Below are 23,396 nucleotides of genomic sequence, written 5' to 3'. Positions count from 1 at the left end.
CTATTCTATAGGCAGAATGGAAAGTGCACATCATATGAGCAAAGATCACTGTTCCAAGCTGACAGGCGGAGTGCGGATCGGTTCCGTCGCGAGCGTGAACCGTGCGTTCCTGGCGCCGATGTCGGGCGTGACCGATGTGCCGTTCCGCCGGCTTGCGCATCGTTTCGGCGCGGGGCTTGTCGTTTCCGAGATGGTTGCCTGCGAGCAACTGGCTGAAGGCCATCCCGAGACGCGCCTGCGCAGCGAAGGTGTCGACGGGGCCGCGCATGTGGTGCAACTGGCAGGGCGCGAGGAACGCTGGATGGCGGAAGGCGCCCGGATCGCGGAAGGTGCCGGCGCCGATATCATCGACATCAACATGGGGTGCCCGGCCAAGAAGGTGACCTCCGGTTATTCGGGATCGGCGCTGATGCGGGATCTCGATCATGCATTGCGCCTGATCGAAGCCACGGTGGGCGCGGCAACGGTGCCGGTGACGCTGAAGATGCGGCTCGGCTGGGACGATGGGTGCCTGAATGCACCTGAACTTGCCCAGCGCGCCGAAGCGGCCGGTGTCGCGATGATCACGGTACATGGTCGCACCCGCAACCAGTTCTACAAGGGGCGCGCCGACTGGGCCGCGATAGCCGCCGTTCGCCAGCGGATCTCCGTCCCGCTGGTCGCCAACGGCGATTGCCTGGGGGCGGACGACGCCCGCACGATGCTGGAACGCTCCGGTGCCGATGCGGTGATGATCGGCCGCGGCGCCTATGGCCGGCCGTGGCTGCCGGGGGTGGTCGGGGCAGCGCTTGGCGGGGAGACCGTGATGGCTGCGCCGACAGGTGCAGCGCTCGGCGACCTGATCGAGGAACATGTGGAGATGATGCTCGAATACTACGGTGCCGAGAAGGGGCTGAAGCTCTCCCGCAAGCACATTGCCTGGTATCTGGACACCGGTGCTCCCGATTTTCCGGGCGACCTCCGGCGAGTGCTGTTGACCTCGACCGATCCGGCTTTCGTGATGCGTAGCCTGCGCAAGTGGTTTGCAAGTGCGCCGGACGCCCGCATGGAGAAGGCGGCATGAGGGGCATGCAGGATCCCGTTGCCAGCCAGGTGGGCAATGCACCGAGCCAGATACTCGATGCCCTTCCTCATCCGCTGATCCTGGTTGACCCGCAAGGGCGGATCATCGAGGCGAACATGGCCGCGGAGAGCTTTTTTCGGGCCAGCGCACAGGTCTTGCGCCGCCATCCGGTTTCGCATTTCGTGCCGTTCGGCAGTCCGCTCCTGATGCTGATCTCGCAGGTGCGCGAGCGCGGAGCGCCGGTCAACGAGTACAAGGTCGATATTGGCTCGCCGCGGATCGGTGCGGAAAAGATCGTCGACATCATCGCCGCGCCCGTCGCCGACAGACCGGGAGCCGTGGCCCTGATGCTTCAGGAACGGGGCATGGCGGAGAAGATCGACCGGCAACTGACCTCGCGCGGGGCGGCGCGCACGGTGTCAGGCCTTGCGACAATGCTGGCGCACGAGATCAAGAACCCGCTGTCGGGTATCCGGGGTGCGGCGCAGTTGCTGGAAGGCTCGGCCGGGGAGGAGGATCGGCAGCTCACCCGCCTCATCATGGACGAAGCCGACCGTATCGTGAAGCTGGTCGACCGGATGGAGGTGTTCTCCGACGAGCGTCCGATCGAGCGCGAACCGGTCAACATCCATGTGGTGCTGGATCATGTGCAGCGTCTCGCCCATTCGGGATTTGCGCGCAACACGCCCATCAATGTCGAATACGACCCGTCGCTGCCGCAGGTCTTTGCCAACCGGGACCAACTCGTACAGGTTTTTCTCAACCTGGTGAAAAACGCGTGCGAGGCGGTCAGCAACGAGGCCACCGGCGAGATCACCCTGACCACCGCCTACCGCCCGGGCATCCGGCTTTCCGTTCCCGGCTCGCGCGAGAAGGTCAGCCTGCCCCTCGAGTTCTGTGTGCGGGACAATGGTCCGGGCGTTCCGGAAGACCTTCTGCCGCATCTCTTCGATCCGTTCGTGACGACCAAGGCCAACGGCTCCGGCCTCGGCCTTGCGCTCGTCGCCAAGATCATCGGTGACCACGGGGGTGTCATCGAATGTGACAGCCAGCCGGGCCGCACCGTTTTCCGCATCCTGATGCCCGCTTTCGCGACACAGGACGAGACCTGACATTCTGGGAACCCGATACATGCCGACCGGTACAATCCTAGTTGCCGACGATGATGCTGCGATCCGGACGGTGCTGAACCAGGCCCTGTCGCGGGCCGGGTACACCGTCCGCCTGACATCGAATGCCACGACGCTCTGGCGCTGGGTCAATTCCGGCGACGGCGATCTCGTCGTCACCGACGTCATGATGCCGGACGAGAACGCGTTTGACGTGTTGCCGCGTATCAAGAAGCTGCGTCCGGACCTGCCGGTCATCGTGATGAGCGCGCAAAACACCTTCATGACCGCGATCAGGGCCTCGGAAAAAGGGGCTTATGAATATCTGCCGAAGCCGTTCGACCTGAAGGAACTGACGTCCATCGTCGGGCGGGCGTTGTCGGAACCGAAGCGAACCCGGGTGGAGCCGCCCGAGGACAACGGAGAGAATATTCCGCTGGTCGGCAGGTCGCCGGCCATGCAGGAGATCTACCGGGTTCTGGCGCGTCTCATGCAGACCGACCTGTCGGTGATGATCAACGGCGAGTCCGGCACGGGCAAGGAACTGGTCGCCCGCGCGCTTCACGACTATGGCAAACGCCGCAACGGGCCGTTCGTCGCGATCAACATGGCGGCGATTCCGCGTGACCTGATCGAGGCGGAACTGTTCGGTCACGAGAAAGGTGCTTTCACGGGTGCGCAGCAGCGTTCCGCCGGACGTTTCGAGCAGGCCGACGGCGGCACACTCTTCCTCGACGAGATCGGCGACATGCCGATGGAAGCACAGACGCGGCTTCTGCGCGTGCTGCAGCAGGGCGAGTACACGACCGTCGGCGGGCGCGTTCCCATCCGCACCGACGTGCGGATCGTGGCGGCGACCAACAAGGACCTGCGCCAGCTCATCAACCAGGGTCTCTTCCGCGAGGATCTCTACTACCGCCTCAACGTGGTGCCGATCCGCCTGCCGCCGCTGCGCGAGCGCATCGAGGACATCCCCGATCTCGTGCGCCACTTCTTCGCGCTTGCCGAGAAGGAGGGGCTGCCGGCGAAGCAGATCGAGACGGCGGCCATCGACCGGCTGCGACGCTATCGCTGGCCCGGCAATATCCGGGAACTGGAAAACCTGGTTCGCAGGCTGTCCGCGCTTTATCCGCAGGACGTCATTTCTGCCGCGCTCATCGAACAGGAACTGAGCCAGCCGGCGCCCAGCGTCGAGGAAGAGGAAAACAGCCAGGTCGACCTGTCCGGTTCGGTGGAGCGCTACCTGAACACCTATTTCCAGGCTTTCGGCGATGCGTTGCCGCCTCCCGGCCTCTATCACCGGATCCTGCGTGAGGTCGAGTACCCGCTGATCGGCGCGGCACTGGCCGCGACCCGGGGCAACCAGATCAAGGCGGCCGAGCTCCTGGGCGTGAACCGCAACACGCTGCGAAAGAAGATCCGGGACCTGGACGTGCAGGTCATCCGCTCCAACCGGTGACCTGCGGCACCGCCCGGACGGCGGCCCCCGGTTTTCCGTGCCATCGGACCACCATTCACAGGCGGCCTTCTCTGTCGTAATTTGGCAACATTGTGTGGTAAGGGTGCCGCATTCCCAGCGCCGGTCCCGCATGGATCGATTCCAACAGACGGTCGCTTGCCAGTGCTTGCCGAGAGAACGAGCAGCTTTTCCTCCCAGCCCGATCATGGTGGCCGCGGCCTTCGCGTGCGCCGGATCGGACTCGTTCTCGTCATCATCTCGCTGATCTCGATCACGCTCACCTTCTTCGTGCTGATGGGCGTAACGCCGATTGCCCCTGACGGTCCGGTGGCGCAGGTCGCCATGGTGATCAACGGCGTTCTGGTGGCGATCCTGCTGCTGCTGATCGGGTTGGAATTCGCCGCATTGTGGCAGGCTCGGCGGCGCGGGCGGGCCGCCGCCCGGTTGCACGGGCGCATCGTGACACTGTTCAGCGTGGTCGCGGCCGTACCGGCTGTGCTGGTTGCGATCCTCGCGACGATCACGCTGGACCGGGGCCTCGACCGCTGGTTCGAGGATCGCACGCGGCTGATCATCGACAACGCGCTGACGGTCGCCCAGGCGTATCTGCAGGAACACGCCCGGGTGCTTCGCGGCGACCTTATCGCGATGGCCAACGATATCGACCGGGCCAAGGCGGTCTATGACTTCGAACCGACGCGTTTCGACAGCTTCTTCCAGACACAGACGACATTGCGCGCACTTCTCGGCGCCTTCCTGATGAAGTCGGACGGAACGGTGATCACCCGCGTCATCGTCAATCCCGACATAGAGGTGCTGCTGCCTCCGACCGAGGCCTTCGGCCAGACGCAGGCGGGAGAACCGGTGCTGATCGCTCCGGGCGTGTCGAACCTCGTCGGCGGCGTGATGAAGCTCTCAGCCTATGACGACATGTATCTCTATGTCACCCGTGCCATGGACAAGCGTGTCGTCGATTATCTCAGGCTGGCGGAGGACGGGGCGAGCCAGTACACGCGGATGGAGCAAAGCCGTTTCGGCGTCCAGGTGGCCTTCGCGCTCGTCTATACGGGCGTGACGCTGGTGTTGCTGCTGTCCTCGATCTGGATCGGTTTCGGTTTCGCCAACATGCTGGTCGCACCGATAAGACGATTGATCGGAGCGGCGGACCAGGTCTCCAAGGGCAATCTCTACGTTCAGGTGGAGACCGACAAATCGGCCGGCGATCTCGCCAACCTCGGCGCCACGTTCAACAACATGACGGCGCAGCTGCGGGGCCAGCGCGATGCGCTGCTGGCGGCCAATGACCAGATCGACCGGCGGCGGCGTTTCACCGAAGCGGTTCTGTCCGGCGTCACCGCAGGTGTCATCGGCATAGACGACAGCGGCCGGATCACCCTGGTCAACCGGTCCGCGCTGCATCTGCTGGATTTCAGCGAGAGTGCGCTGCTCGACGAGCCCATGGCGCGGGTGATCCCGGAACTGGCGGAAGTGGTCGAGGATGCACTGGCGCGCGCGGACGACCGGATGAGCGAGACGCAGGTCTCGATCCACAGGCAGGGGCGCGAGCGAACGGTGAACGTCCGCGTCACCAGCGAGCAGTCGACGCGCAGCGAACATGGTTTCGTGGTGACGCTCGACGACATCACCGACCTGGTGACGGCGCAGCGGACGTCGGCCTGGGCCGATGTCGCGCGGCGCATCGCGCACGAGATCAAGAATCCGCTGACCCCGATCCAGCTGTCGGCGGAGCGCATCCGCCGGCGCTATGGCAAGACGATCGTCGAGGACGACCGGACCGTGTTCGACCAGTGCATCGACACGATCATACGTCAGGTCGGCGATATCGGGCGGATGGTCGACGAGTTCTCCTCTTTCGCCCGCATGCCAAAGCCGACGATGAGCACCAGCGACCTTCGAACGACGGTGCGGGAGGCGGCGTTCCTGCAAAGCGTCGCCAATCCCGACATTTCGATCAAGACCCTGCTGCCGGATGAGGCGGTCAGGGCCAGTTTCGACCAGCGCCTGGTGGGGCAGGCCTTTACCAACGTGATCAAGAACGCGACGGAATCCGTGATGGCGCTGCCGACCGGGCAGGCGGGGGAAGGGCGCATTCGCGTCAATCTGGTGGAGGACGAGAACCGGATCGTGGTCGAGGTGATCGACAACGGCATCGGCCTGCCGGTGGAGAACCGGCAACGCCTGCTCGAGCCTTACATGACGACGCGCGAGAAGGGGACAGGGCTCGGGCTCGCGATCGTCAAGAAGATCATGGAAGAACACGGCGGCGGCATCGAGCTTCTCGATGCCCCGCAAGAAGCCGAGGGAAGCGGGGGCGGAACTGGCGCGATGGTCCGGCTGACAATGGCCAGGAACACTGCCGACGCCACAGGCGGGACAGACGAGGCGTCCGATACTCCGGAGACGGTTGCAACAGATGGCGTATGATATCCTAATCGTCGACGATGAAGCCGACATTCGAGACCTTATCGCAGGCATCCTCGATGACGAGGGGTTCAAGACCCGCACGGCCGGCGACAGCGACAGTGCGCTGGCAGCGATCCAGGAACGCCGACCGTCGATGGTCGTGCTCGATATCTGGCTGCAGGGCAGCAAGATGGATGGCCTGGAGCTCCTCGACGCGATCAAGGAGCAGGACGCGGAACTGCCCGTCGTGATCATCTCCGGCCACGGCAATATCGAGACGGCGGTCTCGGCGATCAAGCGCGGCGCCTACGACTATATCGAAAAGCCGTTCAAGGCCGACCGGCTGGTGTTGATCACCGAGCGGGCGCTGGAGGCGTCGTCCCTGAAGCGCGAGATCAGGCAGCTGAAGCAGCGCAGCAGCGATGCGCCGGAACTGCTGGGCGACAGCAGCGCCATGAACCAGTTGCGGCACACGATCGAACGGGTTGCCCCGACCAACAGCCGCGTGCTGATCGCGGGGCCTTCCGGTGCCGGCAAGGAACTCACGGCCCGAACCATTCACGCCATGTCGCAGCGGGCCCGCAACCCGTTCGTGGTGATCAACGCGGCGACGATCACGCCCGATCGCATGGAAGAGGAACTGTTCGGCATCGAGGATGTCGACGGGCGCATACGGAAGGTTGGCGCGATGGAGGAGGCCCATGGCGGCACCCTCTACATCGACGAGGTTGCCGACATGCCCTACGAGACGCAGGGCAAGATCCTGCGGGTGCTGGTCGACCAGACCTTCACCCGGGTGGGAGGCGTCGGCAAGGTAAGCGTCGATATCCGCATCCTGTCTTCGAGCGCCCGCAATCTGGAGAACGAGATCTCCGAGGCAAGGTTCCGGGAGGACCTGTTCCACCGGCTTGGCGTCGTGCCCTTGCATGTGCCCGCGCTGGCCGACCGAAGGGACGACATTCCCGACCTTGTGCAGTTCTTCATGGAGCAGATTTCGGTTGCCTCCGGACTGCCGATCCGCAAGATCGGCGACGACGCCATGGCGGTTCTTCAAGCGCATGACTGGCCGGGGAACGTGCGCCAGTTGCGCAACAATGTCGAACGGCTGATGATCCTCTCGCGGGGGGAGCCGGATGCGGTGATCACCGCAGACCTGTTGCCGGGCGAGATCGGTGCCGACGTACCGAACCTGCCGACAAATGGCGGCGGAGAGCACCTGATGGCGCTGCCGCTGCGCGATGCCCGGGAGATGTTCGAGCGTGACTACCTGCAGGCGCAGATCAAGCGGTTCGGCGGCAATGTCTCGCGGACGGCGGAATTCGTGGGAATGGAACGCTCCGCCCTGCATCGCAAGCTCAAGTCGCTCGGCTTGTCCTGAGCGCGCGCTTTTTCTAGCTTCGGCGGTCGGCATGGTCCCGATTGCCTGCCCTTAGGTTTCCGAAAGGACGCTGGATCCGATGAGAGTGGTGATTTGCGGTGCCGGCCAGGTTGGCTACGGCATTGCCGAGAAGCTGGCCGCCGAGCAGAACGACGTGTCGGTGATCGATTCCTCGCCGCGGTTGATCAACGGGATACGCGACACGCTCGACGTGCGCGGATTCGTCGGCCACGGGGCCCATCCCGACGTGCTGGCGCAAGCCGGTGCCGACCAGGCTGACATGCTGATCGCCGTCACGCTTTACGACGAAGTCAACATGGTTGCCTGCCAGGTGGCCCATTCGCTGTTCAAGGTGCCGACCAAGGTGGCGCGCGTGCGCGCGCAGAGCTACCTGAAACCGCACTGGAGCGACTTGTTCTCGCGCGACAACATGCCGATCGACGTGATCATCTCGCCCGAGATCGAGGTTGGCGAGATGGTGCTGCGCCGCCTGGCGCTGCCGGGTGCGGTGGAAACGGTGCGTTTCGCCGACGACCAGGTGGTCGTGGTGGGCGTCGTCTGCCGGGAGGACTGCCCGGTGGTCAACACGCCGCTGCGTCAGCTGACCGAGCTGTTTCCCGATCTGGGCGCCGTCGTGACCGGCGTCTTTCGCGGCAATCACCTCTTCGTGCCCAAGAGCTCCGACACGCTCCTTGTCGATGACCTCGTTTACGTGGTGGCACGGCGCGACCGGGTTCGCCGGACGCTGGCGATCTTCGGCCACGAGGAGCCCGAGGCCAGCCGGGTGGTCATCGCCGGCGGCGGCAATATCGGCCACTACGTGGCGCACACGCTGGAACAACGCCAGTCGACGGCCAAGGTCAAGATCATCGAGCACTCGCGCGAAAGGGCGCTCAGCATCGCCGACACGTTGAAACGCGCGGTGATCCTGCATGGCAGTGCGCTCGACCAGAACCTGTTGCTGGAAGCGGACATCCAGGATGCGGACACGCTGATCGCGCTGACCAACGAGGACGAGGTCAACATCCTGTCCTGCGTGATGGCCAAGAAGCTCGGCTGCAAGCGCAACCTGTCGCTGCTCAACAACCCAAGTTACCCGACCTTCGCCCATGCTTTGGGGATCGACGCCTTCGTCAATCCGCGGCAGGTGACGATCTCGAAGATCCTGCAACACGTTCGGCGTGGCCGCATTCGCGGCGTGCATGCCTTGCAGAACGGTGCGGCTGAGGTGATCGAGGCCGAGGCGCTGGAGACATCGCCGCTGGTCGGAAAACCGCTTCGCGAAGTCGATCTGCCGGACGGCATCCGGGTGGGTGCGATTTTCCGGGACGGCAACGTGATCACTCCCGATGGGTCTGCCATCATCAGGGCGCATGACCGCTGTGTGCTTTTCGCCATTGCCGAACGTGTTCGGCAGGTCGAGCAAATGTTCCGGGTCAGCCTGGAATTCTTCTGATAGAACGGGCGCTTCCACGCCATGTCAGCTTGATTGTTTAAACCCGGAGGGGAAATGAGTCGCATTGCCTATGTGAACGGACGCTACGTTCGCCACGCGGAAGCCGCCGTCCATGTTGAGGACCGGGGCTACCAGTTCGCCGACGGTGTCTATGAGGTCTGCGAGATCTGGCAGGGCAAGGTCGTCGATGAGCGCCGGCATCTCGACCGGCTGGAGCGTTCTCTCGGCGAATTGTCGATCCGCATGCCGATGAGCCGGGCGGCGCTGTCGCAGGTCCTGCGTCAGGTCGTGCGGAAGAACCTCGTGCGCGACGGCATCGTCTACATGCAGGTGACCCGCGGCGTGGCGCGCCGTGACCATGTTTTCCCGCCGGCCGATACACCGCCGGCCCTGGTCATCACCGCCAAGCCGGTGCGACCGGCGGTGGGCGAGAAGGCGGCCGAACAGGGCGTGTCCGTGATCACCGTTCCGGAAAACCGCTGGGACAGGGTGGACATCAAGACCGTGGGCCTGCTTCCCAACGTGCTTGCCAAGCAGAAGGCCAGGGAGGCCGGCGCCAAGGAAGCCTGGTTCGTCGACGCGCAGGGCATGGTGACGGAAGGCGGTTCGACCAATGCGTGGATCGTGACCCGCGACAACTGCCTCGTCACGCGGCCAGCGCAATCCGGCATCCTCAAGGGGGTCACGCGGCAGGTTGTTCTGGATATGATTGAACGTGCTGGTTTAACGTTTGACGAGCGGCCCTTCAGCGTGGAAGAAGCACGTCAGGCAAAAGAGGCATTCATTACAGCCGCTTCAACCCTCGTGATGCCGGTGGTGAGGGTTGATGACGTCACGATCGGCAACGGACATCCCGGCGAGACCACGATGGAGCTGCGTAAAATGTTCCACACAGTCAGTGAGTTGTCACCTGTTTGACCGGAAATGACGAAAGGGCGGGGGCATCAGTCCCCGGCTCTGCCCCTCGGTTCGGGGTGATCCATAAACGGGCAGAAATGCAAATCGGGATGCGTTAGACTGCCGCTCGTGCGCCCGGGAGCTTTCCTCCGGGCTCTTGACGCCGACCCTTGCCCAGCGCAATGCTCGCGGTCGCGAGAAACCGGTTTCAGGTCGGGTTGTCGGTCGGGTGCACCAATAAACGACAAAGCGAATGCAGGACAATATAAAGCATGGCTGACCGCGCTCAAAACCTTCAGGACACTTTCCTCAATCACGTACGCAAACAGAAGACGCCGCTCACAATTTTCCTGATCAACGGGGTGAAGTTGCAGGGTGTCGTGACCTGGTTCGACAATTTCTGCGTTCTTCTTCGGCGTGACGGCCATTCGCAGCTTGTCTACAAGCATGCGATTTCCACCGTCATGCCGAACGCTCCGGTGCAACTCTTCGACCCGGCCGACGAGGCAGGCGAAAAAGCGGCGGACTGATTGAAAAAACAGCCCCGCCCAGGCAAGGACAAGCCCTCCGCGCAGGAGCCGGACAATCCGTTCGATGCTCCGCGCGGAGCTGCCGGCGCGCGCGCCGCCGTGATTGTGCCCGTTCTGTCAGGTCGCTATCGCGGCGATGGTGCGACAGAGGCATCATTGCGCCGCTCGCCCAAGGCCCGGCTTGAGGAAGCGATCGGGCTGGCCGCCGCGATCGATCTCGACATTGTCTCCTCCGGCATCGTCACTGTCTCCAATCCCCGTCCGGGCACGCTCTTCGGCAGCGGCAAGGTCGAGGAACTGGGGGCGATCGTGAAGGCGGAAGAGGCCGAGCTGGTGGTGATCGATCACCCGCTCACCCCGATCCAGCAACGCAATCTGGAAAAAGCCCTGCAGTGCAAGGTTCTGGACCGTACGGGCCTGATCCTGGAGATTTTCGGCGCACGCGCCAGCACTGCCGAGGGCACGTTGCAGGTCGAGCTGGCGCATCTCAAGTGGCAGAAAAGCCGCCTTGTGCGTTCCTGGACCCATCTGGAGCGGCAGCGAGGCGGTCTCGGCTTCATCGGCGGACCGGGCGAAACCCAGATCGAGGCCGACCGTCGCCTGATCCAGGAACGCATCATGCGCCTGGAGAAGGACCTCGAACAGGTCACCCGCACCCGTGACCTGCACCGCCAGAAGCGCAAGAAGGTGCCGCAGCCGGTGGTCGCGCTGGTCGGCTACACCAACGCGGGCAAGTCGACCCTCTTCAATCGCCTGACGCAGTCCGACGTGTTTGCCAAGGACCTTCTGTTTGCGACGCTCGATCCGACGCTGCGTCGTGTCACGCTTCCGCATGGCCGGGAAATCATCCTGTCGGACACCGTCGGCTTCATCTCGGATCTTCCCACGCATCTGATTGCCGCCTTCCGCGCGACGCTGGAGGAAGTGACGGAAGCGAACCTGATCCTGCACGTGCGCGACATCGCGCATGAAGACACGGACGCGCAGGCGGCCGATGTGGCGGCGACACTCGACATCCTCGGCCTTGACGAGGACCGGGATGCCCGGCTTGTCGAGGTCTGGAACAAGGTCGACCTGCTGCCGGAGGAGCAACGGCAGACGCTTGTATCAGGCAACCTCTCGGGTGCCGGGCCCGTTGCCCTGTCCGCCGTCTCGGGGGAGGGCGTGGACGACCTTCTCGATCGCATCGAGGAACGCCTGTCGGAGGGAAGCCTTTTCTACTCCGTGTCCTTGGCGATCGAGGATGGCGAGGGGCTTGCTTGGCTCTACCGGCACACCGATGTGCTGAAGCGACAGGACGAGGAGTTGCAGATTCGCCTCCAGGTCCGTGTCGGAGAGCGGCGAAAGGACGAGTTTTCAAAACGGTACAGAGGTACCTTTGTCGAGATCGACAGGGATGCCGGCGACGCAGCGTCCTGATCCCGGGCCTGCCGCGCCAGCGGCGACTGCAGACGAGGGTGGTCCCGGCGGCGGTCGCGGCAGATCAGCTCCCTGACGGCTGCTTCTTCGCCGCCTGCCAGACTGCTTCCATTTCGTCGAGTGTGAGATCGTCGAGAGTACGGCCGGAGGCTTCGGCCGCATCCTCTATCGCGGCGAAGCGGTGACGGAACTTCCGGTTGGTGCGCTTGAGCGCTTCTTCCGGATCGATGTCGAGATGTCGGGCGAGATTGGCGATGGCGAAGATCAGGTCGCCGATCTCTCCGGCAATGCGGTCCCGGCGGTCGTCGGGCAGGTTGCCCTCGTCTTCGATCTCCGCGGAAAGCTCCTCCGTCTCCTCGCGGATCTTGTCGATGACCGGTCCGGCGCTGCCCCAGTCGAAACCGACACGAGCCGCACGGCGCTGCAGTTTTTCCGCCTCGACGAGAGCCGGGAAGATGGCCGGGACGTCGTCAAGGAAGCGGGGCTTGCGTGCCGAAGTTCCGGCTGCTTCGTGCGCAGCCGCGCGCTCGCGCTTTTCTTCCTGCTTGATGCGTTCCCACATGCCCTTGGCCATGCCGGCGGAGCGGGCCGCCTCGTCGCCGAAGACGTGCGGATGGCGGCGGATCATCTTGGTGGTGATGCCCTCGACAACGTCCGGAAAGGAGAAGGCTTCGGCCTCCTCGGCGAGCTGCGCGTGGTAGACCACCTGAAGCAGGAGATCGCCGAGCTCCTCGCGCAGGTTGACCATGTCGCCGCGATGAATGGCGTCGGCAACCTCATAGGCTTCTTCGATCGTGTAGGGGGCGATCGTAGCGAAATTCTGCTCCAGGTCCCAGGGGCACCCGGTTCCGGGCGTGCGTAGCGCGGCCATGATCTCTATGAGGCGGTCGATCCTGCGATCTGGTTTCACGTGCGATACCTTTGCGGGGGGGCGGGTGTTTCAGGGAATGCCGTCCGACATAGCATTGGCGCGGACCGGCTCCAAGCCCGCCACCGGGCCGCAAGTTGAACCCTTCCGCGATATCGACTAGCACACAGGGAGGCGGGCAGGGATCATTGGCCCGGCCTCAGGCATGAAGGACAGCGGGCATGGCGGAGGGCAGGAGCGCACCTCTGGAGATCGGACAGGGCATCGTGATTCCGGCGGAGGATCTGTCGGAAAGCTTCGTGCGCGCCTCCGGGCCGGGCGGGCAGAATGTCAACAAGGTCGCGACAGCCGTGCAACTGCGGTTCCAGCTTCATGCCAACCGCACGCTGCCGGAGGACGTCAAGCAGCGGCTCGCGCGACTGGCTGGCAGCCGGTTGACACTGGCGGGCGAGATCCTGATCCAGGCCGACCGCTTCCGCACCCAGGAGCGCAACCGCCAGGATGCGCTGGAGCGGCTTGCGGCACTGGTACGCAAGGCGCTGGAGCGTCCCAAGCCTCGCAAGGCGACACGGCCGACGCGCGGGTCGAAGGAGCGACGGCTCGCCTCCAAGAAGCAGAGATCCGCGGTCAAGCGCCTGCGCTCGTCGGCCGACGACTGACCGTGCCCCTGGTCAGCCCGTGCCGGTCTGCGCCGCGATCCGGGTCATGACGGCCGCCGTTTCGGCATCGGCGGGAAAGAAGCTTTCGATGACGAGTTCAGAAAGCAGGATGTCGACTGCCGTGCCAAACACCGTCGTGGTGCTCAGGAAGGACAGTGTTCCGGCATCGCTTGCCAGTTGCAGCGGGATGGCGATGCCTGCATGCCGGTCCTGGCCGAAGGGGCGGTAGGGGCTGGCCCCGGGCGGTGTCGGGTAGCCCGCGATCTCGTCATGAAGGGCTGCAAGCTGCGTGTCGCCACTTGTTTCCACCTGTGCCGACACGCGATGCAGGATGTGGGAGCGCCATTGCCGGAAATTGAGGATGCGCGGGGCAAGCCCCTCCGGATGCAGGCTCACACGCAGCACATTGACCGGCTCGGCGAGAAGCGCCGGCGCGACGCCGGCCAGAAGGAACCGGGCAGCCGCGTTGGCACGCAGCAGGTTCCAATGACGATCCACGGCAAGCGAGGGATGGGGCGCATGACCGTCGAGGATCATCCCGACGACGCCAAGGGCTGCCTCCATCTCGGGATGATCGATGGCCCGCGTCTCGGGCATGGGCGCAAAACCGGCGGCAACCAGGAGCGCGCTGGTCTCGCGCGGCGGCATGGCGAGGTGCGCGGCAAGGCGTTCCACCATGTCCCGGCTGGGCCGGGCCTTGCCCGATTCCAGAAAGCTGAGATGGCGCTGCGACAGTCCGGCATCGCCGGCAAGGGCGAGCTGGCTGAGCCGGCGGCGGTTGCGCCAGCTGCGTAGCTGGGTGGGGAAGGTGCTTGCTGTGTTCATGAAACGATTTTGGCGGTCCCGCACACGTGATTCAATGACCTTTGAGGTAATCGACCTGATGACCTCGTGGTGCTTTCCTTCCGGCCATCGAGCGGCGATCGCCGCATCGAGCCAACGGAAGGAACCAGACATGTTCGACATCATCGCCCGTCTTTCGCTTCGCAATCTCCTTGTTGTCGACGCGCTCACCTGTGCCGCAATGGGGACGTTGCTGTTGGTCGCCGGCGGTCCTCTGGCCGGGCCGCTGGGGCTCCCGGCTGATCTGCTCTTCTATGCCGGTCTCCTGCTGCTGCCCATTGCAGCCTTCATGGGTCTGGTCGCCCTTCCGGCGCGCACATCCGGCCCCGGAGCCGTGATCGTCGTTGCTGGCAACTGGCTCTGGGTGGCGGCAAGCATCGCACTGCCGGTTCTCGGCCTTGTCGCTCCCACCGCGCTCGGCCTCGCCGTTCTGGTCGTCCAGGCGGGGGCTGTCGCAATTCTTGCAATCCTCGAGCAGAAGGCCTTCGCCGGGCGGCACGCGGCGATGGCCGCCTGAACCCGCACTGCCCGTATTGCAAAGCCGCAATCCAATGCCGGTGGCGGCACCCTTTGGTGTCGCCACCGGCATTTGCGATTCCCGCCCTTTATTTCCTCGTGCCATGGTATATTTTGGTTTCGAAAAAAAACACGCGGCACGCGTGATAATGCGTCGGGAGGGAACGTGTATCTCGGGATCGATATCGGAACATCGGGCGTCAAGACCGTGCTCATGGATGACGCAGGCGCCGTCCTGGGCTCGGCGTCCAGCGCCCTGACGGTCGAGCGTCCGCAACCCGGCTGGTCGGAACAGGATCCGGAAGGCTGGTGGCGGGCCGTCACGGACACGCTGGATGAACTCGCGCGGACCCATGCGTCGGCGATGGCGCGGGTCGCGGGCATTGGCCTGTCCGGCCAGATGCACGGCGCCACCCTTCTGGACGAGGCGCATCGGGTGCTGCGCCCGGCCATCCTGTGGAATGACGGTCGCTCGGCGGCGGAATGCGCGATCCTCGATGCGCGCGCCGATTTTCGCGGCATCGGCGGCAATCTTGTCATGCCCGGTTTCACCGCACCGAAGCTTGAATGGGTGGCGCGGCACGAAGCGGAGGTCTTCGGGAAGACGCGCCTCGTGCTGCTGCCCAAGGACTATGTCCGCCTGCGTCTGACGGGCGAGGCGGTGTCCGACATGTCGGATGCGGCCGGCACGCTCTGGCTCGATGTGGCGCGGCGTGACTGGTCGGATGCGCTTCTGACCGCGACCGGCCTTGACCGCAGCCACATGCCGCGCCTTGCCGAAGGATCCGAGGCAACAGGCCGGGTGAGGGCCGAGCTTGCGGGGCGATGGGGTTTTGCCGCGCCGCCAGTGGTTGCCGGCGGGGCCGGCGACAATGCGGCAAGCGCGTGCGGTATCGGTGCGGTTCGTCCCGGTGAGGCGTTTCTCTCACTTGGCACTTCCGGTGTCCTGTTCGTCGCGACCGACCGGTTCCGGCCGAACACGGAAGGTGCCGTGCATGCCTTCTGTCACGCGCTGCCAGACACCTGGCACCAGATGGGGGTGATCCTGTCGGCGACCGACAGTCTCAACTGGCTGGCGCGGGTGTCCGGCTGCGATGTGGCGACGCTGGAGGCGGAGGCGGCCGGGCGTTTCGAGGCGCGCCGCGGGCCGTCCGAGGTGATTTTCCTGCCCTATCTTTCCGGCGAGCGAACGCCGCACAACGATGCGGGTGCGCGCGGATCCTTCGTCGGCCTCTCTCACGCGAACGACAGGGCCGATCTCGCGCTTGCGGTGCTGGAGGGCGTTGCCTTTGCCTTCAGGGACAGCCTCGATGTGCTTTCGGCGGCAGGATCGAGCGTTGCCCGGGCGACGGCCATAGGCGGCGGTGCGCGTTCGAAATGCTGGCTGACGATGCTGGCTGCGGTTCTCGGCATCCCGATCGATGTCCCCGAACACGGGGATTTCGGAGCAGCCTTTGGTGCGGCCCGGCTGGGACATGCGGCCGCCGCCGGCCGGCATGATGCGGCGCTCTTCCCGTCGCCGAAAACGGATTTCACGGTGGAGCCCGATGCCGGGCTCTCGTCTTCCTACCGGGAGGGGCTCGGTCGTTACCGCGCACTTTATCCGGCATTGAAAGAGGTTCTGCGATGACTGCGTTTTTCGAGGGCGTTCCGGCCATCCGCTATGAGGGGCCGGAGAGTGAAAATCCGTTTGCCTATCGCTGGTACGATGCCGACCGGCTGGTTCTTGGCAAGCGCATGGAAGACCATTTGCGTTTCGCGGTCGCCTACTGGCACTCGTTCTGCTGGCCGGGTGGCGATCCCTTCGGCGGCGCCACCTTCGAGCGCCCCTGGTTCGGCGACAGCATGGAGGCAGCCCGGGCGAAGGCCGACGTCGCCTTCGAGATGTTCGATATTCTCGGGGCTCCGTTCTTCTGTTTCCACGACCGGGACGCCTCGCCGGAAGGCGCGACGCTTGCCGAGAGCAATCGCAACCTGCGCGACATTGCCGAAGTCTTCGCCCGCAAGATGGAGACGTCGAAGACGAAGCTGCTCTGGGGCACCGCAAACCTCTTCTCGCATCGCCGCTACATGGCAGGCGCGGCCACCAATCCCGATCCGGACGTCTTTGCCTATGCGGCCGGCCAGGTGAAGGCCTGCATGGACGTGACGCATGAGCTGGGCGGCCAGAACTACGTGTTGTGGGGGGGGCGCGAGGGCTACGAGACGCTGCTCAACACCGATCTTCGCCATGAACTGGACCAGCTTGGCCGCTTCCTGTCGATGGTGGTCGAGTACAAGCACAAAATCGGATTTCCCGGAGCGATCCTGATCGAGCCGAAACCGCAGGAACCGACCAAGCACCAGTATGATTTCGATGTGGCGACCGTCTACGGCTTCCTCCAGGCCTACGGGCTGGAAAAGGAGGTGAAGGTCAATATCGAGGTCGGTCACGCGGTGCTCGCCGGACATTCCTTCGAACACGAGGTGGCTCTTGCCTCGGCTCTCGGCATTTTCGGGTCCATCGACATCAACCGGAACGATTACCAGTCCGGTTGGGACACGGATCAGTTTCCGATGAATGTCCCGGAAGTGGCGCTGGCGCTCTACTACATCCTGCAAGGCGGCGGCTTCACCACCGGCGGCCTGAATTTCGATGCCAAGCTGCGCCGTCAGTCGCTCGACGCGGCCGACCTCATCCACGCGCATGTGGGCGGCATGGACACCTGCGCACGCGGGCTTCTGGCCGCCGCCGACATGATCGAGAAGGGCGACCTTTCATCGGCGCTCGCCGAGCGCTATGCCGGCTGGCAGGGGGCGGAGGCGCGCGCGATGCTGGCGGGGGAACGCACGCTCGAGGATATCGCCGCGCGCGTTGACAAAGAAGGCATCGACCCGCGCCCGGTCTCGGGACGCCAGGAATATCTGGAGAACCTGCTCAATCGCAGGTTCTGACGGGCGAGCGCCACGCACGACCCTCTTCCAGGAACGACAAAACCGCCGGAGTGGCCTCCGGCGGTTTTTCTTTTGACTGGAATTGCCTTGCTGCGCCCGCGGGGATGCGGCTCAGCGGCCGTTGACGCCGAGGCGGGCGGCGTTCGATGCACCGGGCTCGCCGAAACGGAATGCCTGGAAGCGCGCGCGCTTGGCAGCTTCATCGGCAAAACCGAGATCGGAAAGGGTGCGCTTGTCGGTGTCGGCAACATGAAGCGCATGAACGCGCGTCGCGACGCCAAAAGTGTTGCCGAGGACCCGGGTCAGGTAGGACATGTCGCTCTCCATGTGCTCGTGTTGCAAAGTGCTCGTGTTGCGAGATCCGGCGGCACCCGAGGGTGCGGAGTGACTGCCGCCGTTCTATTGCGGGATATGGTCGCATTCGTCACTTCAGACAAACAAAAAGAACTAATATATATCATCAATTACATTGAACTCAGGATTTGCGAGGACTGACATGGACCTGGTGCCGGGAAAAGGGACGCCTCTGATCGAGACGGATCTCTATCGGACGTTCCTTCTGATCGCCGAAACTGGAAGTTTTTCAAAAACTTCGGAAATTATCGGCCGAACGCCCTCTGCCGTGTCGATGCAGATCAAGAAGCTGGAGCAACTGCTTGGCGTTGCCGTTTTTGCAAGAGAGGGTCGCAGCATACGCATGACGGCAGAGGGCGAGGCGCTGCTCGGATATGCCCGGCGCATCCTGCTTCTCAATGAGGAAGCCGTGACGATGTTCCGTTCCCCGGAAATCGAGGGCGAGGTCCGTTTCGGGGCGCCGTCCGATTTCGGCACCCGTTTCCTGCCCAATATCCTGACGCGGTTTGCGCGGTCCCATCCCGGCGTCAATGTCGACGTGCATCTCGACGGCAGCCCGCCGCTTCTGCAGAAGCTCAAGGAGAGCCAACTGGACCTGATCCTCTATACTGCACGGCCGGACAGCGACCTCGCCCGGGGCGGGGAGATCGTCTACACGGAACCGCTTGCCTGGGCGGGGCTCGAAGGCGGGGTCGCCCATAGCCGGGATCCGTTGCCCCTGGCGCTGTCGGTATCGGGCTGTCCGTGGCGGAAGGCGGCGCGGATCGCGCTCGACAAGGCCGACCACCCCTATCGGATTGCCTATCAGAGCTTTCACAGCGCGGGGCAGGAAGCGGCGCTGCTCGCGGATCTCGCCATCGCGCCGTTTCCGACGAGCGTCATCACGCCGCCGCTGCAGAAGCTCGACGACAGGCACGGGCTTCCGGAAATCGGCGACTATCACCTGATCCTCAAGGAGGCGGGGAACGCCGGCAAGGCGACGGCCGCTTTCGCAAGCCATGTTGTTGCCTGCTTCCGGGAGATCAACCCGGTATGAACTGAATCACTTCAGCTTGTTGAGGTGGTTTCTTCAAGCGATGCGCGAGTGCAGGTCCTACATCCGCATCCGCTCGGCTGAGGGGTCGAAAAGCGGTTCGGTGATGATCCGGGCCTTGCGCATCTCGCCGATGATCTCGATCTCGAAAGCCCCGTCATCCGTGATCGTCGCGAGGTCCTTCGGCAGGTAGCCCTGGGCCAGCGAGGCATCGACGAAATGGCCATAGCCGCCCGAGGTGACCCAGCCGACCACCTTGCCGTCGTGCCAGATCGGTTCGTCGCCAATGACGTCGGCATCGGTTGCTTCCACGACAAAGGAGACACGGCGCAGGGTTCCGCCGCTTTCCTTTTCCTTCAGCGCCGCGTCCCGTCCGATGAAGTCGCCCTTCTTCAGGGAAACGAAGCGGCCAAGATCGGCTTCGTAGGGGCCGTAGATCGGCCGGAACTCCCGGAACCAGGTTCCGAAATTCTTCTCCAACCGCAGGCAGAGGAGGGCGCGCATGCCGAAGTCGCGCAGACCCAGGTCGCCGCCCGCGGCGTGAAGCGCGTCATAGACCTGCCGCTCGTAGTGCGGCGCCATCCAGATCTCGTAACCAAGGTCGCCGGTATAGCTGATGCGGCTGACGTGGCAGGGTGCGTTGGCAACGACCATCGCCCGGCTTGCCATGAAGGGGAATGCGGCGTTCGAGACATTGTCGCCGGTGACGCGTTCGAGAAGGTCGCGTGCCCTCGGACCTGCGATCGACAGGCCCACCCAGCCGAGATTGATCGGGCGGATGACGACGCTGCCGTCAACCGGCATATGCCGCTCGAACCAGCGCATGTGATAGACTTCCGCCTGGCTCGATCCCCACATGAGGAAACGGTCGCTGGCCATCCTGGCGATGGTGAAATCGCCGATCAGCTTGCCGTTCTCGTTGAGCATCGGCGTCAGGATCATGCGGCCTTCGGCCGGCATGCGGTTGGTCATCATCCGGTCGAGAAAGGCGGCGGCGCCTTGACCGGTGATCTCGTATTTCGCGAAATTGGCAATCTCGGTGATGCCGACAGCCTCACGCACCGCCCGGCATTCCGCCTTCACGTGCTCGAAGTCGTTGGACCGACGGAAGGATACGATGTCCTTCGCCTCGCTCCCGTCGGGTGCAAACCAGAGCGGGGTTTCCAGGGCCCAGCTGTCGCCCATGACGGCGCCGCGCGCCTGCATGCGGTCGTAAAGCGGTGTCGTCTGGTGCGGGCGGGCGGCGGGCAGTTCCTCGTTGGGATACCGGATGCGAAAGCGGCGGGAGTAGTTCTCGCGCACCTTGGCGTTGGTGTAGGCGAGCGTCGCCCAGTCCCCGTAGCGCGAGACATCCATCCCCCAGATGTCGAACCCGGGATCGCCGTCGACCATCCAGTTGGCGAGCGCCAGGCCGACGCCGCCGCCCTGGCTGAAGCCGGCCATGACCGCACAGGCGCACCAGAAATTGGTCCGCCCGCGCACCGGACCGACCAGCGGGTTGCCGTCGGGCGCGAAGGTGAAGGGGCCGTTGATGAACTGCTTGATGCCGGCTCCCTTGAGCGCGGGGAAGTGCTCGAAACCGATTTCCAGCGACGGCGCGATGCGTTCCAGATCGGGCTCCAGCAGTTCCTGTCCGAAATCCCAGGGCGTTTCGCGCGGGCTCCAGGGCGTCGCCGCACGCTCGTAGGTGCCGAGCAACATGCCGCCGCGCTCCTGCCGCGTGTATATTTCACCCGAAAAATCAATCGCATGCACCATTTCCTTGCCGGTCGATGCATTGATCTCGGCGATCTCCGGCATGTCCTCGGTCAAGAGGTAGTGGTGCTCCATCGCCAGAACCGGCAGTTCCAGGCCTACCATGCGGCCGATCTCCCGGGCCCACAGGCCGCCGGCATTGACGACGTGCTCGGCCTCCACCGTTCCCTGTTCGGTGACGACGATCCATGTGCCGTCGGGCTTTTGTGCCAGTTCCACGACGCGGTTGCGCAGCGATATGTCCGCGCCCGCCATTCTCGCGGCCTTTGCGTAGGCATGGGTGGTGCCGGACGGATCGAGGTGGCCTTCGATCGGGTCCCACATCGCGCCGACGAAATGGCGCTCGTCGATGAGCGGCAAGAGCTCCTTGGCTTCCTTCGCCGAAATGATCTCGGTTTCCATGCCAAGGTAACGGCCGCGCGCATGCGCCATTTTAAGCCAGTCCAGCCTCTCCCTGGTGTCCGCCAACTGCAGGCCGCCCGTCAGGTGAAGGCCGCACGGTTGACCGGAAATCTCCTCGATCTCCTTGTAGAGCGAGACGGTGTAGGCTTGCAGTTTGGCGACGTTCGGATCGCCGTTCAGCGTGTGGAATCCGCCCGCCGCGTGCCAGGTCGATCCGGATGTGAGCTCGGAGCGCTCGATGAGCAGGACGTCGGTCCAGCCCCGCTTGGTCAGGTGGTAGAGCACGCTGCATCCGACCACTCCGCCCCCGATCACCACCACACGTGCCTGCGATTTCATTCCGTCTCGTCCTTCCGGTTTGCCGGTTGTCAGTCTGTCGGGAAGTCCTTCGCCGCCAGTGTCGACCGGCGAGAGGCCGGCGTCACCCGAAAACGGAGAAGGATCAGAAATCGGTCGGCGCGCCGCCTTCCGCCTTCCGCCTTGCGACGAAGCTTGCCAGTTCCTCGGCGATGGCGGGATCCAGCGGCGGTGCCTCGTATTCCGCCAGGGCGGTCTTGTGGAGTTTCTGTGCCTTGTCATAGGCGGTAGGAGACCCGGCCTCCTGCCATGTCTCGAAATTGCGCCAGTCCGAGATGATCGGCGGATAAAATGCGGTCTTGTAGCGGGATTGGGTGTGGGCGGTTCCAAAGAAGTGGCCACCAGGCCCGACATCGCGGATCGCGTCGACCGCAAGCGCCTCGGTGGAGACATCGAGCGGTTGCAGGAATGCGTCGGCCATCTGCAGCAGATCGATGTCGATGATGAATTTCTCGAACCCCGCAGTCAGGCCGCCTTCCAGCCATCCGGCTGCGTGCTTGATGTAATTGGCGCCGCCCATCAACGCGCCCCAGAGCGAGAAAACGGTTTCGTAGGCGGCCTGCGCGTCGGGAGAGTTGGCAGCGCAGACGGCCGATGAGCGGTAGGGGATGTCATAGCGCCGGGCGAGCTGGCCACCGACAAGGGCGGCTTGCATGTATTCCGGAGTGCCGAAGGCGGGAGCCCCCGACTTCATGTCGACATTCGAGGTGAACCCGCCATAGACGATGGGCGCGCCGGGCTTGACGATCTGCGCGAAGGCGAGGCCCGCCAGCGCTTCCGCGTTCTGCTGCACAAGCGCGCCGGCGATCGTCACCGGAGCCATTGCACCGGCAAGGGTGAAGGGCGTCAGCACGATCGGCTGGCCGCGGCGTGACATCTCGATGATCCCCTGCAGCATGGGCGTGTCGAGACGCAACGGTGATGAAGAGTTGATTATCGATATTGTACAAGGTGTTTTGGAAAATTCTTCATCTGTCAGTCCAAGTGCGATACGGGCAATCTCCATGCCGTCGAGATTGCGCTCCCGGCCAAGCGAGTAGATGTGGAACGCCTTGTCGGTCAGCGTGACGAAGTCGCTGATGCAGTCGAGATGGCGAACGCTCGCATGCAGGTCCACGGGCTCCACCGGATAACCGCCGTTGAGGTCGATGACATTGAATACCTGGCTGAGGCGGACGAAGTCGCGGAAGTCCTCCTGGCTGCCCGGCCTGCGGCCACCGGCAGCGTCCGCGCAGTTGGGGGCGCTGGCCACACCGCTCCAGATGACACTGTCGCCGCCGACGCGCAGGTTGTGAGCAGGGTTGCGGGCATGCAGGGTGAATTCGGCCGGCGCCTGCGCCAGGGCCTCCAGGACCAGACCACGATCCATGCGGATTCGGTCTCCGGATGCAGGAATTTCGACGCCAGCGGCGGCGAGGATCGCCTTTGCCTCGGAGTTGATAAAATCGATCCCGATATTTTCCAGCACGTCGAGCGAGGCGTTGTGGATGGATTCAAGCTCGTCAGCCGACACGCAAGCGACAGGCTGAAACGGATTTCTTCTTGCGCGAAAGGGCTTCTGCCCGATCGGTGTGTCGCCGCTTCCGCCATCCCGGCCGCCCCTGCGTCCGCGGCGCCTGAGAGGTGTCTCGGCCGTCTCTGGGGCGGATGCCCGAATGTCGTCACTGCTTGTCATGATCGGCGGCTTTCCGGTTTCTGGAAGTCGTCTTTCTCGGGAATCTTGAATAAGACGGTCCTGCCCTCGAAACCGCCAAGCAAAATGCCCGGTTTTCCGAGTTCCTGCGCGCTCCTATACGCGATCGTTTCGTGGAGCCTAGACCCGCCAACAAGGGAAAGGCGATATCATTTATGCGACCAGCCGTTGTTCGATACCGACATGCCTGTCGGGTGAACCAAAAAAATGCTGGCAAGGCTTTGCCAATCCGGCCGAAATGCGTGTT

19 protein-coding genes are annotated in these 23,396 nt (G+C 64.1%); 14 read left to right on the top strand and 5 right to left on the bottom strand.

Features of this window, described 5'->3' with window-relative positions; translation table 11 throughout:
* Positions 1-34 precede the first annotated feature (34 nt).
* The 9 genes from dusB (at position 35) to hflX (ending at position 11,735) form a co-directional block, all read left to right on the top strand.
* The gene (gene dusB / locus ACN0T5_RS05745; RefSeq protein WP_417767664.1) at positions 35-1,063 is read left to right on the top strand and encodes a tRNA dihydrouridine synthase DusB; all 1,029 of its coding nucleotides are present in this window, start codon (positions 35-37) and stop codon (positions 1,061-1,063) included.
* Positions 1,060-2,175 carry a two-component system sensor histidine kinase NtrB gene (locus ACN0T5_RS05740; RefSeq protein WP_417767663.1) on the top strand — a complete coding sequence of 372 codons (1,116 nt, stop codon included), beginning with the start codon at positions 1,060-1,062 and terminating at the stop codon, positions 2,173-2,175. The genes dusB and ACN0T5_RS05740 overlap by 4 nt, the downstream gene beginning before the upstream one ends.
* A 19-nt stretch (positions 2,176-2,194) precedes the next feature.
* On the top strand, positions 2,195-3,631 hold the full coding sequence (gene ntrC / locus ACN0T5_RS05735; protein WP_417767662.1) for a nitrogen regulation protein NR(I): 1,437 nt from the start codon (positions 2,195-2,197) through the stop codon (positions 3,629-3,631).
* 162 nt (positions 3,632-3,793) lie between these two features.
* Entirely contained in the window at positions 3,794-6,076 is a 2,283-nt protein-coding gene (locus ACN0T5_RS05730) for an ATP-binding protein (protein ID WP_417767661.1), read from the top strand.
* Complete coding sequence (locus ACN0T5_RS05725) at positions 6,066-7,433, top strand: sigma-54-dependent transcriptional regulator (protein WP_417767660.1); 1,368 nt, start codon at positions 6,066-6,068, stop codon at positions 7,431-7,433. The genes ACN0T5_RS05730 and ACN0T5_RS05725 overlap by 11 nt, the downstream gene beginning before the upstream one ends.
* Positions 7,434-7,512: 79 nt before the next feature.
* A complete protein-coding gene (trkA, locus tag ACN0T5_RS05720; protein WP_417767659.1) occupies positions 7,513-8,889 on the top strand; it encodes a Trk system potassium transporter TrkA in 1,377 nt (458 codons plus the stop codon).
* A 54-nt stretch (positions 8,890-8,943) separates the two neighbouring features.
* Positions 8,944-9,807, top strand: coding sequence for a D-amino-acid transaminase (locus ACN0T5_RS05715; RefSeq protein WP_417767658.1), 864 nt, complete (start codon positions 8,944-8,946; stop codon positions 9,805-9,807).
* Between the two features lie 251 nt (positions 9,808-10,058).
* Entirely contained in the window at positions 10,059-10,316 is a 258-nt protein-coding gene (gene hfq, locus ACN0T5_RS05710; protein ID WP_306027403.1) for an RNA chaperone Hfq, read from the top strand.
* A gap of 99 nt (positions 10,317-10,415) precedes the next feature.
* Entirely contained in the window at positions 10,416-11,735 is a 1,320-nt protein-coding gene (hflX, locus tag ACN0T5_RS05705; protein ID WP_417767684.1) for a GTPase HflX, read from the top strand.
* A gap of 64 nt (positions 11,736-11,799) precedes the next feature.
* On the opposite strand, the gene mazG is transcribed toward hflX, so the two are convergent.
* Positions 11,800-12,645, bottom strand: coding sequence for a nucleoside triphosphate pyrophosphohydrolase (gene mazG / locus ACN0T5_RS05700; protein ID WP_417767657.1), 846 nt, complete (start codon positions 12,643-12,645; stop codon positions 11,800-11,802).
* Positions 12,646-12,824: 179 nt separating this feature from the next.
* On the opposite strand from mazG, the gene arfB reads away from it, so the two are divergent.
* Positions 12,825-13,262, top strand: a complete 438-nt coding sequence (gene arfB / locus ACN0T5_RS05695; RefSeq protein WP_417767656.1) for an alternative ribosome rescue aminoacyl-tRNA hydrolase ArfB — start codon at positions 12,825-12,827, stop codon at positions 13,260-13,262.
* A gap of 12 nt (positions 13,263-13,274) precedes the next feature.
* Here arfB and ACN0T5_RS05690 read toward each other — a convergent pair whose 3' ends face one another.
* Positions 13,275-14,087, bottom strand: coding sequence for a helix-turn-helix transcriptional regulator (locus ACN0T5_RS05690; RefSeq protein ID WP_417767655.1), 813 nt, complete (start codon positions 14,085-14,087; stop codon positions 13,275-13,277).
* A 130-nt stretch (positions 14,088-14,217) separates the two neighbouring features.
* Between ACN0T5_RS05690 and ACN0T5_RS05685 the strand changes: the two genes are divergently transcribed.
* From ACN0T5_RS05685 to xylA, 3 genes are all read left to right on the top strand, one after another.
* The gene (locus ACN0T5_RS05685; protein ID WP_417767654.1) at positions 14,218-14,622 is read left to right on the top strand and encodes a hypothetical protein; all 405 of its coding nucleotides are present in this window, start codon (positions 14,218-14,220) and stop codon (positions 14,620-14,622) included.
* Positions 14,623-14,787: 165 nt separating this feature from the next.
* Positions 14,788-16,251 (top strand): xylulokinase, encoded by a 1,464-nt coding sequence (gene xylB / locus ACN0T5_RS05680; protein WP_417767653.1) that lies wholly within the window; start codon positions 14,788-14,790, stop codon positions 16,249-16,251.
* Entirely contained in the window at positions 16,248-17,555 is a 1,308-nt protein-coding gene (gene xylA, locus ACN0T5_RS05675) for a xylose isomerase (RefSeq protein WP_417767652.1), read from the top strand. The genes xylB and xylA overlap by 4 nt, the downstream gene beginning before the upstream one ends.
* Positions 17,556-17,666: 111 nt before the next feature.
* On the opposite strand, the gene ACN0T5_RS05670 is transcribed toward xylA, so the two are convergent.
* The gene (locus ACN0T5_RS05670; protein WP_417767651.1) at positions 17,667-17,870 is read right to left on the bottom strand and encodes a hypothetical protein; all 204 of its coding nucleotides are present in this window, start codon (positions 17,868-17,870) and stop codon (positions 17,667-17,669) included.
* A 181-nt stretch (positions 17,871-18,051) separates the two neighbouring features.
* On the opposite strand from ACN0T5_RS05670, the gene ACN0T5_RS05665 reads away from it, so the two are divergent.
* Positions 18,052-18,945, top strand: a complete 894-nt coding sequence (locus ACN0T5_RS05665) for a LysR family transcriptional regulator (protein WP_417767650.1) — start codon at positions 18,052-18,054, stop codon at positions 18,943-18,945.
* Between the two features lie 57 nt (positions 18,946-19,002).
* Here ACN0T5_RS05665 and ACN0T5_RS05660 read toward each other — a convergent pair whose 3' ends face one another.
* Both ACN0T5_RS05660 and ACN0T5_RS05655 read right to left on the bottom strand, forming a co-directional pair.
* Complete coding sequence (locus ACN0T5_RS05660; RefSeq protein ID WP_417767649.1) at positions 19,003-21,438, bottom strand: GcvT family protein; 2,436 nt, start codon at positions 21,436-21,438, stop codon at positions 19,003-19,005.
* Positions 21,439-21,541: 103 nt separating this feature from the next.
* Complete coding sequence (locus tag ACN0T5_RS05655; RefSeq protein WP_417767648.1) at positions 21,542-23,131, bottom strand: trimethylamine methyltransferase family protein; 1,590 nt, start codon at positions 23,129-23,131, stop codon at positions 21,542-21,544.
* Positions 23,132-23,396: the final 265 nt, after the last annotated feature.

This window comes from Stappia sp. (genome assembly GCF_048261845.1).
GTDB lineage: Bacteria > Pseudomonadota > Alphaproteobacteria > Rhizobiales > Stappiaceae > Stappia.
The sequence above is the reverse complement of the archived record's forward strand: the minus strand, read 5'-3'. Positions and strand labels throughout refer to the sequence as shown.